General features: G+C 60.5%; 8 protein-coding genes. 4 read left to right on the forward strand and 4 right to left on the reverse strand.

Annotation, left to right across the window (positions count from 1 at the left end):
- Positions 1–3: 3 nt before the first annotated feature.
- The 3 genes from GT003_RS01760 (at position 4) to GT003_RS01770 (ending at position 7,863) form a co-directional block, all read left to right on the forward strand.
- A complete protein-coding gene (locus GT003_RS01760; RefSeq protein ID WP_161693768.1) occupies positions 4–5,715 on the forward strand; it encodes an S-layer homology domain-containing protein in 5,712 nt (1,903 codons plus the stop codon).
- Between the two features lie 299 nt (positions 5,716–6,014).
- The gene (locus GT003_RS01765) at positions 6,015–6,476 is read left to right on the forward strand and encodes a MarR family winged helix-turn-helix transcriptional regulator (RefSeq protein WP_161693770.1); all 462 of its coding nucleotides are present in this window, start codon (positions 6,015–6,017) and stop codon (positions 6,474–6,476) included.
- 22 nt (positions 6,477–6,498) lie between these two features.
- Positions 6,499–7,863: an MFS transporter gene (locus tag GT003_RS01770; RefSeq protein ID WP_161693772.1), complete on the forward strand. Its 1,365-nt coding sequence runs from the start codon at positions 6,499–6,501 to the stop codon at positions 7,861–7,863.
- 210 nt (positions 7,864–8,073) lie between these two features.
- Here the strand turns inward: GT003_RS01770 and GT003_RS01775 are convergent, their stop codons facing one another.
- Together GT003_RS01775 and GT003_RS01780 are read right to left on the reverse strand one after the other, a co-directional pair.
- Positions 8,074–9,255, reverse strand: coding sequence for a cupin domain-containing protein (locus GT003_RS01775; protein ID WP_161693774.1), 1,182 nt, complete (start codon positions 9,253–9,255; stop codon positions 8,074–8,076).
- A gap of 14 nt (positions 9,256–9,269) precedes the next feature.
- Positions 9,270–10,001 (reverse strand): cupin domain-containing protein, encoded by a 732-nt coding sequence (locus GT003_RS01780; protein WP_161693776.1) that lies wholly within the window; start codon positions 9,999–10,001, stop codon positions 9,270–9,272.
- 227 nt (positions 10,002–10,228) lie between these two features.
- Between GT003_RS01780 and GT003_RS01785 the strand changes: the two genes are divergently transcribed.
- Positions 10,229–11,620, forward strand: coding sequence for a TolB-like translocation protein (locus GT003_RS01785; RefSeq protein ID WP_161693778.1), 1,392 nt, complete (start codon positions 10,229–10,231; stop codon positions 11,618–11,620).
- A 98-nt stretch (positions 11,621–11,718) separates the two neighbouring features.
- Here the strand turns inward: GT003_RS01785 and GT003_RS32795 are convergent, their stop codons facing one another.
- Positions 11,719–15,195 (reverse strand): BclA C-terminal domain-containing protein, encoded by a 3,477-nt coding sequence (locus tag GT003_RS32795; RefSeq protein ID WP_161693780.1) that lies wholly within the window; start codon positions 15,193–15,195, stop codon positions 11,719–11,721.
- Between the two features lie 15 nt (positions 15,196–15,210).
- Positions 15,211–16,809, reverse strand: a complete 1,599-nt coding sequence (locus GT003_RS01795) for a glycosyltransferase (RefSeq protein WP_161693782.1) — start codon at positions 16,807–16,809, stop codon at positions 15,211–15,213.
- Between the last annotated feature and the right edge of the window lie 39 nt (positions 16,810–16,848).

A 16,848-nucleotide genomic window follows, 5' to 3' on the forward strand; every position in this document is an offset into this window, starting at 1 on the left:
ACTATGTTAAGAAAGTTAAGCAGCATCGTAGTATCGGCCGGCTTGCTGCTCGGCGCAAGCGGTCTCGGCATTATGCCCGCAGGCCGCGCGTTAGCAGCAGAAAATCCGGTTCAGACGCAGGAGGTGCTCCTGAACGGCTTCGAGAATTCGGCCGCTTGGACCGGTAACGACGGCGGTGTCGCGAGAGTCGCGGACACGCAGGACAAGACGCAGGGGACGCAGTCGATCGGCGTGACGTTTCCCGTTCCGGCCGACAAAGATGCCCATGATGAGATTATCGCCGCCTGGCGCGAATTCAGCTGGGAAACATCCGCAAGCACGATCGATCTCTCCGACGCCACGGAATTAAAGGTCGATATCAAGCCGGTCGGCGGCACGGCCCCGCTTCATTTCAAATTGATCAACGCGAACGACGAAGGCATCTACGAGAGCGGGATTTCCATTCCCAATGCCGACGCTTGGAATACGTTCGAGCTGGACTTGGGCAGCATCCCTGCCGCCAAACGGGCGGAAGTAAAGAAAGTGATCTTCTACGTCTACAACAAGGACGGGGAGATCGACGGGCGCACGTCGCTGAACTTTAAATTCGATAATATGCGGGCAGTCAAAACGATCGATACGACCATTCCGCTTTCCGAAAAGCTCCTGAACGGCTTCGATAACACGGCCGACTGGCCGGTGAATCACGGCGAGATGGCCGCGGCGGCGGACAAGGCCGATAAGACGCAAGGGCAGCAGTCCTACAACGTGACTTTCCCCGTGCCAAACCCGGGCGGAGACGCAGTATGGGAAGAAATCCATTGGAACACGACCTCGCTCCCGGTGGATCTGTCGAGCGCCGAGACGCTCAAATTCGACTTGAAGCCGCTGGGCGACCCGGCGACGGGCAACCCGACCACGGGCGACATGGAGCCGCTGCGCTTCAAGCTGGTCAACGACGAAACGCCCATCTATGAAGACGCCATTCCGACGCATACGCTGTCGAACGGCAGCAATCCATGGACGGTAACCGAAGGTGCGGACGGCTGGCGGACGTACGCGCTCGACCTGACGAAGCTGCCGGGAGATAGGTCCGAGATCACGTACTTCGTCTTCTACGTCTACAACAAAGACAGCGGCAGCATCCAAGGCAGAACGTCGGTGCAATACGAATTCGACAACCTGCGCGTCATGACGCACGAAGTGCAGGGCGTGACGGCTTCCCCCGATTCTTCAGCCGTAACGGCGGGCTCGGCGGTCACGCTGACCACGACGACGGCCGGCGCGTCGATCTTCTACACGACGGACGGCACGGATCCGCGGACGTCGGGCACGAAGCAGACGTATACGGGGCCGATTACGGTCAACGACGCGACGCTAATCAAAGCGTACGCGGAAGTCGCAGGCTCCAAGAGCGCCGTATCCACGTACCAGTACACGCTGGGGACGGGAACGCCGGGCGAAGAGCTGTTCGGCTTGAAGAATAACGTCGCGGATACGTTGGACCGCATGGTTGCGGGCCTGAAGAAGGCCGATAACGTCGATCAGAACGGTTATGTTGCCGATTGGAGCGGCCAGACGGGCTTTAAGCTTCCATCCGACGGCAAGCAGGTGAAGAAGCTCGTCGCTTGGAACGGCACCGACGATCTGTCGGCCGATGTATCGCTTGCATATGACGCCGATAACCTGTACGTGCATGCGAAGGTCAAGGACGATACGCAGTTCGATAAATCGGGCGGCGATATCTGGATCGGAGACAGCATCCAGATGGCATTCTCGGCGGACGGCTATGCGTACGGTCCGGAGTATGGCTTCTCGTACAACGGAGGCTCGCTCAGCAAATTCAGATGGAGCAGCGGCAGCGCGAAGCTGGACGTCGATTCCGTCAAGCTGAAGGCCTCGCGGGACGAGTCGGCCAAAGAAACCACGTACGATATCGTCATGCCGTGGCTGGCTGCGCTTCCGGCAGCGCCGACCGGCAACGTTGCCTTTACGATGCTGGTCAACGACAATGACGGCACCGGCCGCGAGAGCTTCATCGAATGGACGCCGGGCATCGGCGTCACGCCTAAGGATGCGACCAGCATGGGTTCGCTGTCGCTTCTCGATGCGATTACGACGTGGGCAGCCGCGCTGCATGGAACGAACGCCGGCGTAACCAATACGCCTTATAATTACGTGCTGACGCTGTCGAATTTCGGCACGGATGCGGCCGACTTCGCCGTGAGCATGCCGGATGCCGATCTGGATACGCATGTCAGCGTACCGGCGGGCAAGGTCGTCAAGAAGACGATTCGGGTGACGTTCGAGAATACGGGCTCCCGGTCGGTATCGGCAACCGTGACCGTAGGCGGGGCCGCGCGGACGGAGTCGATCGACGTATCCGTCCAGCAGAACGGAGACGAACTGTCAGCTGCTTTGGATGCGCTGAACGCGAAGCTTCCTGCGCTCGAGGACCTCTTCGCGCAGGCCAAGGAACAAGGCATTCCCGCCGACTACGAGACGGTGAATCTGGAGGTCATCAAGCAGTTCATCGCGTACGGCAAGGATGATATCGCCCATGACTACATCACCCGCGCCAACTACGTCGCGGAAGAGCTGCAGAAGCTGTACGCGGAAGCCGAGACGAACCTGAAGGCGTATTTGGACGGCAGCAAGCAGGCAATGTCCGTGCCGGAGTACGTGTCCAGCCGTTCTGCGATCAGCGGAACGTCGCTCGTCGCGGATACGAAGACGTCGGTATCGGATGCCATCGCGCAGCGGCCGGTATTCTTTACGGGTTACGGGCACTTCAGCCAAGCGCAGAACGATATTCCGATCTTCAATAACCTCGGCGCCAACATCATTCAGATGGAGATCGGTCCTAGAAGCACCGTCATGGCTCCGAATGGCGAAGATGAGGATTACAGCATCTCGACGGACGCGATTACGAACAGCGTGCTTCCGGTCCTGCAGAATGCGCAGGCGAATAACGTGGCCGTCAGCCTGCTGCTTTCGCCGCACTATTTCCCCGACTGGGCCTTCGCGAAATGGCCGGATTTAAAGAACGGCAACGCCGGATTCCTGAATTACAACATCAACGATCCGCGCGCGCGCGCCGTCGTCGAGGCGTTCCTGCGGGCGATCGTTCCGATGGTGAAGGATTGCAAGTCGCTGCAGAGCTTCGTCATCAGCAATGAACCGAACTACGACACGCGCAAGGATTCGTATGCGGTCGGTCCGTGGCATGAGTTCCTGCAGGCGAAATACGGCGTCATTGGCGCGCTTAACGAGCTGTACGGCACGGACTACGCGTCGTTCGGCGACGTGGCCATGCCGGCTGGGAAGCAGGCGGCGCTGCCGAATTACGATTGGACGGTCTTCAATAACAAGTACTTCTCGGAATGGCATGCCTGGATGGCAGGCATCATTCACGAGCTCGCGCCGGACATTCCGGTCAGCGCCAAAACCATGGCGCGCATGGACGATGCCGTCTCGTTCGGCATCAATCAGGAGGACTTCAGCAAATTCACGACGCTGAACGGCAACGACAACTGGAACTTCTCCAGCGACGTCAGCAGCTACATGGACGAGAACAAGTATTACGATTTGCAAAATGCCATGCACGCGGCGCCGGTATTCAACTCGGAAACCCATATCATCGCCGATCGGGATACCGACTATTCACCGCAAAAGGCAAAGCACGCCGAGACGTCGCTATTCCAATCGGCGGTGCACGGCAAGTCCGCGTCGACGATCTGGGTCTGGGAACGGAGCTATGACAAGAACAGCGATTTCTACGGCAGCGTGCTGGAGCGTCCGGACGTCGTGAAGGCGATCGGCAAGGTCGGCCTTGACCTGAACCGGTTGTCCTACGAGGTGACGGAGCTGCAGAACATCAAGCCGCAGGCGGCCATTCTCTATTCGCTCCCGTCGCTGGTTTATTCCAGCGCCTACAACACGACGCTGAGCGATGCCTATTCAGCGCTCACGCTGAGCGGCCAGAAAGCCGGATTCGTCTCGGAGCAGCAAGCGACTGATGGCGGTCTCTCGGCCTATAAGCTGCTGATCGTCCCGCAGGCGACCAATGTCAGCGCGCCGACGCTGACGGCGATCAAAGCATTCGTAGCGGGCGGCGGCAAAGTCATCGTCGTCGGCAGCGGTTCGCTCGACAAGGACGAGAACAATCAGCCGCTGAACGCGGACGACCGGGATGCGGTCATGGCCGGTTCGCAGGTACTCGCTGATTCCTCGGCACTCAAATCGACGGTCAGGGCGGCGCTTTCCAATCTGGGTCTCATGAACGTCGTACTGAAGGATAAAGAAACCGGCGCCATCGTCGATGGCGTCGAATGGCAAAGCACCGTGTATGACGGTAAGCTGCTGCTCAATATCGCGGACTACGATCCGGCAGCCGCTTCCAAGACGATCGGCATCGAAGTGAACGGCCAGCCGGCCGGCACGGCGCAGGAACTGATTAACGGCGGCGCGGTCGATACGTCGAATTTCACGATCGAGCAGGAGAAGCCTTATCTGCTCAGCTTCGGCGGAGACTCGGGCAGCGGAGGCGGACCGGTCATCATTCCGGATCAGCCGAACGTCGTGAAGGACGAAGTCGTCACCGTATCTCCGAAGCTGGCGAACGGCATGGCATCGGGTGCGGTTACGGCAGATGAATTAACGAAGGCATGGAACGGCTCGGAGAAAGGAAGCGACGGCAAGAAGACGGCTGTCGTAGATCTTCAAGCGGTTAATGGCGCGGACGGTTACGCCCTGCAGCTGCCGGCCGCCTTGTTCGGCGGAGCGGACAGCGCGGACCGCCAGGTAGCGGTTCGAACATCCCAAGGCACGTTCTTGCTGCCGCTCGGCATGTTCGACGCGAAGGATCTCGAAGGCGTCGGCACCCTGGAGCTCACGATTCGCAAAGCGGATTCTTCCGAACTCGGCGACAGCGTGAAGCAAGCCGTCGAAATCGGCTTCCAAGCCGACGGCAAGGCGCTGCGTTGGAACAATGCGGATGCGCCGGCCACGATTACGGTTCCGTATACGCCTTCGGAAGAGGAATTATCGCATGCGGATCATCTAACAATCTGGTATATCGACGAAGCTGGCAATCATGTCCCGGTTCCAAGCGGGCATTATGATGAGCAGGCCGGAGCGATGGTATTCCAGGCGACGCACTTCAGCAAGTACGCCGTCGCTTACGTGACAACGGCTTACACCGACATTCAGACGCTCGCTTGGGCCAAATCGGCCATCGAGGCGGTGACGGCTAAAGGTATCATGAGCGGTACGAGTGCTTCCTTGTTCAGTCCCGGCGCAAGCATCTCCCGAGCGGCTTTCACGGACGCGCTGGTGAAAGCGCTCGGACTGTCCGCCCGCTTCGAAACGAACTTTGCCGACGTGCCTGCGGCTTCTCCGTATTACGAATCGATCGGCGTCGCGCGTAAGCTCGGCATCGCGAACGGCAGCGGCCGGGACGCGTTTAATCCGAATGCGCCGATTACGCGTCAGGAAATGGCCGCGCTCGTGGTAAGAGGGCTGCAAGCATCCGGCCGTACGGTCGAGGTCGGTACTGAGGCGGATCTGAAGGCATTTGCCGATGCGAAACAAATAGCCGCTTATGCGATTCGGAACATGGCGGCGCTCGTGAAGGAAGGTATTCTGAAGGGAGACGGCAAGAACCTGCTTCCGAAAGGCCAGGTCACGCGGGCGCAAACGGCCGTGTTGATGGATCGGTTGTATAACGCGAGATAATGATAGAATTCGTACGGTAACGCAGGATAAAGCAAGTTGCAAGATGCGGCAAGAAAATGCAAGCGACGTGTTAGAACGTATGGAACGCAAGCCCTCGAGCAGGATGGAGACTCGGGGGCTTTTGCCGTTTGCTTGCTTGCGTCGACAATTCCCGAATTAGCAAGCTTAACGGCGAGAAGTATGCAGTGGATAGAGTCGTACCCGTCTTCCCATGTGTGCGCAGTTATCATGCATTGACAAATTTAGTTGCCTCACATATAGTTGTCTAAACAACTAATATAGAAACGGACGGTGGTACGATGACACAATCTGCCTCTCATGTGCCAATCGGATTCGCGATGGGCGTTACGCACCGCAAGCTGTCGGCGTTATTCCAACAACGTCTGGCCGCTCACGGCATTACGCCCGAGCAGTGGTCGGCATTGAATCAGATCGACCAGGCGCAAGGCTTGATTCAGAAGGACATCGCCGATCGAACCGGGAAAGACAAGCCGACGACGACGCGCATATTGGACCTTCTCGAGAAGAAGGGACTTATCTATAAGAAGCCCGGAGAACGGGACCGGCGATGCTTTGTCGTATACAGCACGGAGCTGGGCCAGAAGACCATCCGCGAGACGACGCCGATCGAAGACAGCGTGACGGCCGACGTCAAGCAGTGCATTTCGGACGAAGAATACGACATGATGATGGACATGCTGATGCGCATTCAGCGGCGTATTGCCGGCAAGCTCAGCAGCGTGGTATCCGAAGATGACTAAATCGATAAACAGAGGTGCGAATATGCAGCCAGAGCAGCAGCGAACCCCATTATGGACCAGGCCATTCATTGCCCTGACGGCTTGTTTCTTCCTATTATTCCTAAGCTTGCAGATGTTGTTGTCCTCGTTCCCCGCCTATGCGAAGGATGAGTTTCATGCCGGCAACGTGCAGGTCAGCCTGGTAACGTCGGTATTTGCCGTGGCAGCCATCGCGGCACGGTTCGCGACGGCAGCGCTCATGAAGCGCGTCTCCCGAATGGGTTTGCTGCTTGCGGGTCTCTTCATCGCGGCCGCTACGACGGCGCTGTATTCGGCGGCTGGTTCATTGGGCACCTTATTGGTACTGAGGATCGGTTACGGAATCGGCTTCGGGATGGCGAGTACGATCCTGCCGACGCTCGTGTCGCGTATCATTCCTTTGCGCCGCATGGGCGAGGGGATCGGATATTTCGGCCTGTCCACGAGTCTGGCGATGTCCGTCGGACCTTCGATCGGTTTGAACGTCATGAAGCATGCGGGCTTCGCGCAGCTGTCGATGATCGGATTGGTGACGGCTGTGCTCATTTTCCCGGTGCTGTGGCTGTCCCGTTCCCGAGCGAAAGGAACGTCCGAACAAGTATCCGAAGCCGAACGAGGATCAAAAACCGAACAAGTGACAAAAGCGGAACAAGGATCAAAGTCAAGCTTGTCCGCAAGCTCGCAGGCAAGTTCTCCTGCAAGCTTGCAACCTAGCTCGCAGCCTAGCGCAGGCGCGCAGCCGAGCGCTTCGAAAGTTTCGCCGTCAGCCGCGGTCGCCAAAACCGGCTTCAACCGCAAGCTGCTGTTTCCCGCCCTGCTGAACACGCTATTGTCGATCACGTACAGCGGTCTGCTTAGTTTCCTCGCTCTGTACGGCGATTATGTGCATATCGAGCAAGTAGGTCTGTTCTTCATGTTCAACGCGATTACGATCATCCTGGTTCGTCCGTTCTCGGGACGCATCTTCGACAAGCACGGTCATGTCGCCGTACTCGTTCCTGCCGGATTGTTCGTCACGGCCAGCATGGTCGTACTTTCGGATACGCATGCCATGCCGATGCTCATTTTATCCGCGCTGCTGTACGGACTTGGATTCGGCGCGATCCAGCCGACGATTCAAGCCTGGATGCTGCGTTCTTCGGCGCCTGAGCAATACGGCATGGCCAACAGCATGTTTTATAATTCCACGGATTTCGGCGTCGCCATCGGCGCGATCCTGCTGGGTGCCATCTCGTCGGCCTCCGATTACGGCGTCATGTATCTGTGTTCCGCGGGCGGCATGTTCCTGTTCGTCTGCCTCGTCGTCCTGCAGCGTCTGGCGGCGGCGAAGCGGAGCAGACGATCGGCGGGTTCGGTTGTCGGCGCTTAAGTGATCGAGGCGACCATTTTGCAACAGATGGCCGAAAAATAACGGACTTTGAGCAAGGGGTTCACTTAGTGCACCACATGGCTGAAAAAGCACCCGATTTCGAGCAACAGGCGCACCCCGTGCACCTCGCTTCTCGCCCATAAAACGAATCGTTCCATAGAAAACCACCCTCCGGTCGGAGGGTGGTTTTCGTCGTAGATCCCTATGCCGCTATCGAGGCGGGTATTTCACGACCGGCCACTTTACTTTCCGCAGCGATTTCATCAGCTCCGGCGATGCGTTCAAGTTGTCTCTGACGAGCTGATAAGGCGTGAGCGCCATCCATTGGTTCAAGGAAATGTCCTCGAAGCGCGGCGCTTTGAACATTTCGAGAAACCACAGCGTATCCGTGCCCGTGTTCTGCACGTAATGCCCCATCGCGAACGGAACATAACCGACGTCGCCGGCGCGGTAATCGAAGGTACGGGCGACGCCGTTCCCGCCGAATACCGTCATGCGGCCTTGGCCGGATAAATAATACTGCCATTCGTCGTTGTTTGGATGCCAATGCAGCTCGCGCATCGCGCCCGGTTTGATCTCGACGAGCGCCGCGGCGATCGTTTTGGCGATGGGGAAGTTGCTGGAATCCGTAATCCGCACCGTTCCGCCGGGCGTGACGATCGGCTCCTGCGCGAGCATGGAATGTTTGAACGAGAGCGGCACGGTTCCGTAGGGCGATTGAATTTCTTGACTGTCGATGGAACCCGGAACCGTATCCTGGAAGATATAAACCTGCTCCGAAGGAATGCCTTTAAAAGCATCGGCGGGAACGCCGAAGTTGGCGGCGAGCACGTCTTTCGGCGTATGCGCGAACCAGTCCGAGATCGAGAGGGTGTTCAAGTCCGAGAAGTTACCGTCATCGAACACGAGCAGAAACTCGCAGCCGCCCTCCAAAGCTTGAATCGAATGCGGCAGCCCCGCGGGGAAATACCACAAGTCGCCCTGCTCGATATCGGCGATAAAATTGCGGCCCTGCCAATCCACGGACGTGACGCGGGCGCAGCCCCAAATCATGAACGCCCATTCCGACTGCTGATGCCAATGCAGCTCCCGCACGCCGCCTGGAAGGAGGCTCATGTTCACGCCGGCCAGCGTCGTGGCGATCGGCAGGTCGCGAACCGTAATTTCCCTCGACCAGCCGCCTTTGTTCAACTGCATATGCGTGTCGGAGAATGACATCTTCATGTTCGGCAGCAGTCCGTTATCCGTGACGGGCGGGACAAGCATATTCAAATTCTCTTTGTCGCGCATAATGTCGCGCGGGCCGAAGTCCGGGCCGCCGAAGCCGTCGCTCGGACGGAACGGCTGCGGGATGGGTTCCGGGTTCACGCCGTTAGGTTGGTCTTGCGCCACTGGGAGGGCCTCCTTTAACCGTTAAAGTTGCCGTAGTCCCAGCCGTTGCCTATCACGGGAGCCGGAAATCGAGCGTAGCCGAATGCGGGCTGTTCCCGTTGTCCGTATGGGTTTTGCGGATAATGGGCGCCCTGCTGGGTTTGCTGAGCTTGCTGGGCATGCTGCGCATACTGGGCTTGCGGAGCCGCCGCGGCTCCCGCGACTTGACCGGGCTGGCAGCCGACCGGAGGTCCGATGACGACCGTTTTGGTAATCGGAGCGACCGCGGCTTTCCAGGTTGCTTCATCCAAGCAATAGGTATGGGCATACACGCTTGCAGGCGTCAAGCGCAGCAGATCCGAGCCGGGAATGAACTCCGGTACGGGCGCATCGAAGATGGCCAGCAGATGGGTGTTGTCGGCGGTAGCGATCTCGTAATGCCACCAGCCCTGCGGCACGTTCGCCACTTGCCCGGGTTGGATCGGGAAATTGAGCAATTGTTTCGTGAACGGGTTAATCAGGGACACGACAGCCGCACCGGATATGCAATAGACGAGCTCGGATGCATTTTGATGGATATGAGGCTCGACGACGTTGCCCGTGCTAAGGTAAATATCGAGCAGCGACACGTTGCCGAGGGTGTTCAGTTGATTGATCGATAATCCATTGATGAGGTTGCGCGGATCCTTCGTGAAGAAATTGTTGTTCTTCAAATCATACGTGAACTGCACGTTCGGAGCGGTGTAATCCATATAGGAAACTGCCATTCGTCGTTCCTGCCTTTCTTCGCTAACGGATATAGGGTGGAGGATCAAGCGTCGATTCGACCGCGTAAACCAACATTTCATATGGGCGTATGCCCGACGAGATAGTCTATGATTCCGGGCGGCAGGTGGTGCGGCATGCTGCGGCAATAATATGGTGCCTATTGGCAAATACTAAGCTGCCGGACTGCGGACAGCCGCTGATGACGAGCCGGCGGAAAGAGGACGCTATGGACGGAAATGTTTACTTGGGCCGCAGCAAAGCACTGCGTTTGCTGCGGGGATTGGCGTTAACGGCAGCGATCTGGATCGGCGGCTTGCCGCTGCCGGCTTCTGCGTCCGAGGGGAATGCGGCGCTGGCGTTACAGCCGGAAGACGGGATGCCGGATAGGCAGTCATCGGTCCAGTCGGCGTACGCGAAGCCGGGCGGGAAGGAGCAGACAGCCGCTGCGTTCATTCGCGAAGGCGCATTGTGGGTGAAGGAAAAGGGGGAGGAACGCCGGTTGTCGCCGAACGGCGCCTTTGCGCGCAATCCGGCATGGTCTCCGGATGGTCGCAGCATCGCTTATAACCAGGGCGAAGAACAGCGGCAGCTGTGGGTCGTTGACGTGCGGAATGGGAACAGTCATCTAGCCGCTCCCGAGGGAGGTACGAGGTTTGAGTGGTCGCCTGCCAAGAACCGGATCGCCTACCTGCAAGAAGAAAAGCTGTACACGGTCGGGCAGGATGCGGGCGACGAGCCCGTGGAGGTTGCGGGGGAGATCGGCAATTTCAGCTGGCTGCCGGACGGCAGCGGATTTCTGGTTTCCTCGGCCGCGCAGCTGCTTCCGGAAGGCTGGACGCCTGTGAGGATCAGCCGAATCATGCTGCCCACCGAGACATCGGATCCCCTGCAGGAAGAGCCGCTGTACGTGCTGCCCAAGCAGATCGAAGACATGATCGTTGTCGGTACCAGCAAGTTCCGCTGGTCGGCCGACGGCGAATGGGCGGCCTTTCTTGCGACGCCGACCGCATCCTTGTCCGCGGACGGCAATATGCTGTGCGTCCTCTCGGCGGATGGCAAAACGTTTATAACGCTGGATGCCATGGCGCGTAACGAACAATGGTTTCAGTGGTCGCCGAAGCCCGGCCGAGGCGGGAATCGGCTGGCGTATATCGCGGGTGTCGGGAGGGAAGCCAGCTCCAATAAGCGGCTGACGGTAACGCCGGTGCCGACGACGAACAAGAAGGCTTACACGCCTGCCGGCTTCGTCGACCAGAACTTCGCATGGTACGGTGAAGACGCCATCCTCGTATCGAGGGCAAAGGAAGGCGCTTGGTCGACTAACCCCGGCGAACGTCCGTGGCCCGAGCTTGCCCTTATCGGCCTGTCCGGCGGACGGCAGCGCGTCATTGCCAAGCCGCCGGGGGGCAGCGGGGATTTCCAGCCGACGGCGCTATGCGCCGATTCGATCGGTTGGGTGCGATCGAACCGAAGCAGCGCATCGGATGTCATGGTCGCGATTTCCGCGAAGGAAGCGGGGAAGGCGACGGCGTGGATCAAAGGCATCGACCTCGGCGACAATTTCTACGAGCAGTGGAATTGGAATCCGGTAGTGCGGTTTTACGTAAAGGAACCCTAATCAACGGTTCATGAAAAAACCTCTCGCTTGCGCCGAATTGCGCGGAAGCGAGAGGTTTTTGCGTTAAGCGGTACTTCGGAGGAAAGGGGAAGTTCGAATTATGACAGATGTACGATGGTAACCGCCGCACCGGCGCTGCCGGTCAACAAAGTCGCGGCGCCAAGCAAGCCGAAGAGTTGAAGGGTTAGCGTCGAACCGGCGGTAAGCGTCGTGATGAACATATTGTTGAACTCCGAGATCGAGATGATCGGGGCGATCACGGACGGCGTATAAGGAGTGCCGTTGATCAGTATTCGCGTGCTGACCAAGAGCGCGGCCGTTAAATTCATTTGATACGAAATCATGTAGCTGCCGGCCGTCGGCACGGTAAACGTATCATTGGCGCCATTGACCGTAATGCCGCCGTTCAGTACCTGATTGTTCGGTACCGGTACGTTCGTTCCTCCAAGTACGACGGCTATGAGTGCGCCGGTCGTGTTGGCGCCGAAGGCGTTGACGTTGGTAAAGGCCGTTCCCGTCGCGCCTGTCGCACCCGTGGCTCCGGTCGCGCCGGTAACGCCGGTTGCCCCAGCTGTTCCAGTTGCGCCTGTAGCACCAGCCGTTCCTGTCGCGCCGGTATCGCCAGTCGCGCCCGTGGCTCCGGTAGAACCTGCAGCACCTGTAACGCCAACGCCCGTCGCGCCGGTTGCCCCAGCAGTGCCAGTTGCGCCGGTATCGCCAGCAGTGCCAGTGGCGCCAGTTGCTCCGGTTGCCCCGGCAGTGCCAGTCGTTCCGGTATCGCCCGCAGTGCCCGTGGCTCCGGTGACCCCTGTAGCACCTGTAATTCCGGCGCCAGTCGCGCCGGTAACGCCCGCAGTGCCCGTGGCGCCAGTTGCTCCAGTTGCCCCGGCAGCGCCAGTCGTTCCGGTATCGCCAGCTGTTCCCGTGGCTCCGGTGACCCCTGTAGCACCTGTAACCCCGGAGCCAGTCGCTCCGGTTGCCCCGGCAGTACCAGTCGCGCCGGTATCGCCAGGAGTGCCCGTGGCGCCAGTCGCTCCGGTTGCCCCGGCAATGCCAGTCGCGCCGGTATCGCCCGCAGTGCCCGTGGCGCCAGTCGCTCCGGTTGCCCCGGCAGTGCCAGTCGCGCCGGTATCGCCCGCAGTGCCCGTGGCGCCAGTCGCTCCGGTTGCCCCGGCAGTGCCAGTCGCGCCGGTATCGCCCGCAGTGCCCGTGGCGCCAGTCGCGCCGGTTGCCCCGGGAGTACCAGTCGCTCCGGTTGCCCCGGCAGTGCCAGTCGCGCCGATATCGCCCGGAGTGCCCGTGGCGCCAGTCGCTCCGGTTGCACCGGCAGTGCCAGTCGCGCCGGTATCGCCCGGAGTGGCCGTGGCGCCAGTCGCTCCGGTTGCCCCGGCAATGCCAGTCGCACCGGTATCGCCCGCAGTACCCGTAGCGCCAGTCGCTCCGGTTGCCCCGGCAGTGCCAGTCGCGCCGGTATCGCCCGCAGTGCCCGTGGCGCCAATCGCACCGATATCGCCCGGAGTGCCCGTGGCGCCAGTCGCTCCGGTTGCACCGGCAATGCCAGTCGCGCCGGTATCGCCCGGAGTGCCCGTGGCGCCAGTCGCTCCGGTTGCCCCGGCAATGCCAGTCGCACCGGTATCGCCCGCAGTGCCCGTAGCGCCAGTCGCTCCGGTTGCCCCGGCAATGCCAGTCGCACCGGTATCGCCCGCAGTGCCCGTAGCGCCAGTCGCTCCGGTTGCCCCGGCAGTGCCAGTCGCACCGGTATCGCCCGCAGTGCCCGTAGCGCCAGTCGCGCCGGTTGCCCCGGCAGTGCCAGTCGCGCCGGTATCGCCCGCAGTACCCGTAGCGCCCGTAGCGCCGGTTGCCCCGGCAGTGCCAATCGCGCCGGTATCTCCCGGAGTGCCTGTGGCGCCAGTCGCGCCGGTTGCCCCGGCAGCGCCAGTCGCGCCGGTATCGCCCGCAATGCCCGTGGCGCCAGTCGCGCCCGTAACCCCGGCTGTCCCGGTTCCACCGGTATCGCCAGTTGCCCCGGTAACGCCAATGCCGGTTGCGCCCGTGGCGCCGGCAGTTCCTGTAGCGCCAGTGGCTCCAGTAACGCCGGTCCCTGTGGCCCCGGTAGTCCCGGTCGCCCCCGGTTCACCGGTGGCCCCGGTCCCGCCAGTACTGCCTGCTGCCGCAAGAAGCAAATAATCCGGCGAGGAGCCAGGCGTACCGGTCGGCCCCGCGACCGTTGCGATATACGTGCTGCCGTTGAACGTTACGACCTGACCGGCAGGGTAGGTCGGCGCATTGGCGGGATTGAAGGCGGTGACGCCGGCTAATCCTGCACCGGTCGGCCCGACCGGCCCTTGCGTACCGGTGGTGCCCGTCGCACCCGTTGCCCCGGTGGCGCCCGTGACTCCGGCCGTTCCGGTGCCTCCGGTTGCTCCGGTAGCCCCGCTGCCGGTCGCACCGGTCGCACCAGGCAAACCGATTAAGCCGGTAGAGCCAGTCGCGCCAGTCGCGCCGATACCTCCGGTAGCACCGGTGGCGCCGGTCGCTCCGGTCCGGCCGGCGGCTCCTGCAGCGCCGGCCGTGCCCGTGCTGCCGGTCGCTCCGCCAGCCGCCACGAGCTGATAATTCGGGGAGCTTCCCGGCACGCCGGTCGCACCGGCTACCAAGGTGACGTAGGTGCTGCCGTTCAGCGTAACGGCCTGCCCGACAGGATAAGTCGGCGCATTCAGGGGATTAAACGCCGTGATGCCTACCAAGCCCGCGCCCGTCGCCCCGGTCGCACCAGTCGCACCCGTCGCTCCGGTGCCCGAAGCTCCAAGCCGAACAAAATCCGGCGAGCTGCCCGGCATTCCCGACGGGCCCGCGACGAGCGTCAAGTAAGTTGCCCCAAGGAAGGAGACGAGCTGGCCGAGGGGATAGTTGATCGCATCTATAGGGTTGAATAGGGTAACGCCCACCAAGCCGGCGCCCGTAGCCCCGACCGGCCCCTGAGCTCCGACCGCGCCGGCAGTTCCGGCAGGACCCTGCGGCCCTGCCGGACCTTGCGGTCCCTGCGCCCCGGGAGGCCCGGCCGGCCCCGGCGGTCCTCCTGCCGGCCCCGCCGGTCCCGCGGGTCCGGCAGCGCCAGCCGGTCCCGGCGGTCCCGGAGGGCCGGCGGTTCCGAGCAGCGCGAAGATCGCTGCCAGCTGCTGCTCGTTCGCTCGGCCGAGCGCGACCAGCGCGTCCTTATCCGAAGGCGGAATCGCAAACAGCAGGATATAGCCGCCCAGCAGGTTCAACAGGTCCTGGGTGACGGCTGCCGTGCCCAGCGGGGTGAACGGGCGGGTCTCGATCAGCGTGATGTAATTTTCCAGCAAGGCAAGAAGAGCTGCTTGTTCCCCCGGCTGGAAGTCGATCTCGAGCACCAATGCCCGCAGCTCCCGCATTAGGGTGTTCAGCTGCGAAATGCCGGAGGGCGTCGGACTCGCAAGCACGGAAGACAGCAGACCCGCAAGCTTGCCGAGAATCTGTTTCAGCAGGTTGAGCTGCAGCTGCGTGACCGGAATTGCTGGCGGTTCTGCGTTTGGATCGAAATCATTGGCCATTCTTGTCTCACTCCTCTACTTCATGGCTGCTGGGACAGCCCCTGAATCGATCGAAGACTCGTTCTCCTGCCAATCGACCAGCCGCGGGATGCCAAGGATCGAATCGTACTGCTCCTTCCAACCGTATCTGGCATCCGGATCTAGCTCGGCGTAACGAGCGGCTTTCAGGCGTCTGTCCGACTCCCGCGCCCATCCGAAATGCTTCAGCCGCAGATCCGAGAGCACCGGCGCCGGATCGAAAATATTGCGCGGAAACCGTCCGCAGTGCTGCTTGGCCTCGTTCCATTGATACGGGAAGCCTGGGGAAAACCTGGCCAAAAACGGCCGGTACGTCATATGAGCCTGCCAGCAGGCGTCGTCGCGGTACTGGTGCTCGTTCCAAAAATCGTACAGTCTGAACAAATAAGTATGCGCCTCCGGCTTATCGAGCATCTGCCTGATCTCGCGCGCGAAGCAGTCCTCGAAATATTCGTCCGCATCGAGATTCAATATCCACGCCGGCCGAAGACGGGAGGTCCGGTCCCACTGCTGCCTGCGCAAATCGATCTCGTTCGCGAAACGGGATTCCTCATTGCGCACATAGTACAGCGGGATGCCTGCGAGACGTTCGTGGATGATATCCGGCGTCGCGTCCGTACTGCCGTCGTCGATGATGACCGCGGCATCGATATATTCGCGGTGCCGTGTCAGCGCCTCGCTCAAGTAGCGCCCTTCTTCATTGCGCGCCGTCATCGAGAGGACCAGCTTCGGACCCGCGTATTTGATGAAAATCGAAAGCGGCCTCCGCTGCTCCGCTTCTGCCGGTTCCGTCGTGCGGAGGTACTGTCCGGCTCGCTGCAGATCCGTATCCCGGTAGATATGGAAGGCGGGATAGCGGGTGTCGACGAACAAGCCGATGCCGAGCGCGGCAGCGCGCACGCAAAAATGCCGATCCTCGCCCCAAAGGGACAAGTTCGGTAGGGGTTGGAACGAAATCGGTTGCGCCAGCGCCTCGCGCTTGATCAGCGTACAGGCACCTAATCCGCCGACGTCATAGACGCCCGGCATTCGGAGCTTGGCGAGCAGCTTGATCTGTTCGTCGCGGGCCTCGGCCGGATCATTGTCCGTCTGCCAGGGCCAATAGTGATCCTTCAGCCAAACCTGGGGCAATTCCATGCTCTCGGGATACCACTGCGTCCAGAAAATCGCGGATATGATCGGCTTCTCCGCCTCCAGCAGCGATTCCATCGTCTCGGGATGAAGCAGCAAATCCGAATCCACGAGAAACAACGCATCATACTGTTCTTCCCGGCCGAGTTGGATGAATTGATCCTTCCAGCCAGCTACTTTATGAATCAGATCGTCATTCCAATAATGCGTAACCTCATCGCGTCTATAATCGGACGCTGCCGGGCTTCGCGCCAAGATCCTGACCGTACCGGTTCCCTTGGCATGGATGGCGTCGGCAAACTGGACGAGCAGCGTGCTGGCAGCGGGATCTTCATTGTCGTCGACGAATACATAATCGCATCTCCAGGCGGTTTGGCGCAGCCTCTCCAAAGATTGAAGAAACAAGACGAGAATTTCTTCCTTCTGGCGGACGGGGCTGCCGATGAGAATGCGCCGCTCGGTCATTTCACCACTCCCCTCGAATCATGGAATATTGAAAGTTAT

Origin of the sequence: Paenibacillus sacheonensis (genome assembly GCF_009909195.1) — a bacterium.
Taxonomy (GTDB): Bacteria; Bacillota; Bacilli; order Paenibacillales; family Paenibacillaceae; genus Paenibacillus_Z; species Paenibacillus_Z sacheonensis.

Bases quoted from the DNA above. Each gene is read 5' to 3' on its own strand.
- GT003_RS01760 (WP_161693768.1), top strand. From the start codon at position 4: ATGTTAAGAAAGTTAAGCAGCATCGTAGTATCGGCCGGCTTGCTGCTC.
- GT003_RS01765 (WP_161693770.1), top strand. From the start codon at position 6,015: ATGACACAATCTGCCTCTCATGTGCCAATCGGATTCGCGATGGGCGTT.
- GT003_RS01770 (WP_161693772.1), top strand. From the start codon at position 6,499: ATGCAGCCAGAGCAGCAGCGAACCCCATTATGGACCAGGCCATTCATT.
- GT003_RS01780 (WP_161693776.1), bottom strand. From the start codon at position 10,001: ATGGCAGTTTCCTATATGGATTACACCGCTCCGAACGTGCAGTTCACG.
- GT003_RS01785 (WP_161693778.1), top strand. From the start codon at position 10,229: ATGGACGGAAATGTTTACTTGGGCCGCAGCAAAGCACTGCGTTTGCTG.
- GT003_RS32795 (WP_161693780.1), bottom strand. From the start codon at position 15,195: ATGGCCAATGATTTCGATCCAAACGCAGAACCGCCAGCAATTCCGGTC.
- GT003_RS01795 (WP_161693782.1), bottom strand. From the start codon at position 16,809: ATGACCGAGCGGCGCATTCTCATCGGCAGCCCCGTCCGCCAGAAGGAA.